Below are 1356 nucleotides of genomic sequence, written 5' to 3'. Positions count from 1 at the left end.
TCCTGTATAAGTAGGCGCTCCTCCATTAAATGGTGTTATCTGATTGGAATGGGCACCTAATTCTCCATAGGCTCCAGTATCCCATGGATCCCACCACTTACCCTCTGATATATCTATTTCAACATAGGGAATTTGGCTCCCGCAAGTAGTGGTATGCTCATTTCCGAACACTGCCCATCCTGCAACCGTAACGGCCTCTAAAATGACTGCTGCCGCAGCAACAAATGGATTACTCCACAACAGTGCTCCCGTGGCAGTGGTTGAGACCAACGTTATAATGCCTAACATGATACCATAATCTCTTAAACCAATTCCTCCATAAAAAGTAGTTGATCCATAGAAAACCCAAGCCTGTCCCCAGCTGAAAGATTGGTGGTAAGTTTTAGGATCTACATTCACCAGATTCGATCTGTTTCCGTTCTTTATGAGAAAATGGGAATTAATGTTTGTCCTATCCTTCGAATTTTTATTTTCATGCATAGCAGTATAAATTGTTATGGAATTGTTTGTTGTACTAATCGTATCTCTGAACCCGTGACCAGTAATAACTTCAGTTTTCCAGGCTTGATATCTACTTACTTGAATACCTTTCTCCAAAACATAAGTGTAAGAATTATTTTTTCCATTTGCGAATTCGGCTAAAACCGACTTTGCTTTAATTGTATATTTGCTAGGAATACTAACTTTTTGCCATTTCAGGTTAGTGTGTCCAAAAAAGGAGGATAAATTCTGGTTAAATTCGACGTGGTTCATCCTGGTTGAATCATTAAAGGCATTTCGGTTTACGGGTTGTCCTTTCAAGTTTGATACACTGTTTATTTTTGTCTGTGGTGAAATACTATTAGCACTTGCATTGCCTTTATCAGTGGAAATATTACTTGCTAAGGGAAAAAAAGCCATCATTACAAATATTGTTGCCATCAACACACCTATTATTACCTTATTTCTATTCATAATGATATAAATGCATGAATATATATATATTTCGATAACAATATTAATAAATAGTTTAGTAATAAATAATATATATTAATATTGCGTTCTCGTTCTTTTGTGAGTTGTTCTGCGTACAGGAATTCTAAATAATCCCAATATTACTGGAATCATGTTAAATTATACTGGATGACTATCATGATATAGAGTTATTGTCTTGAATATTTGGAGAAACATTAATTGATTGTGAAGATCATTGAAATTTACAAATATGAAAGTCTGATCACTGAAAATAGTAATTATTATATTCTTTTCAAGCATAAATCCAATATGTTTGAATCCTCGAGGTCGTACTTCCTGAGAACCGACCGCATAATAGTTCCAATGTTTAAAGGCACTAATTCCAGTAAGGTTTGAAGATAT

The 1356-nt window shown here is 35.0% G+C and carries 1 protein-coding gene; it reads right to left on the bottom strand.

Annotated features, from left to right (window positions below; all coding sequences use genetic code 11):
* On the bottom strand, positions 1-954 hold a 954-nt coding region (locus tag AMDU4_RS05995; protein WP_290704361.1), incomplete at its 3' end, for a hypothetical protein.
* Positions 955-1356: the final 402 nt, after the last annotated feature.

Source organism: Ferroplasma sp. Type II (genome assembly GCF_000496155.1).
The sequence above is the reverse complement of the archived record's forward strand: the minus strand, read 5'-3'. Positions and strand labels throughout refer to the sequence as shown.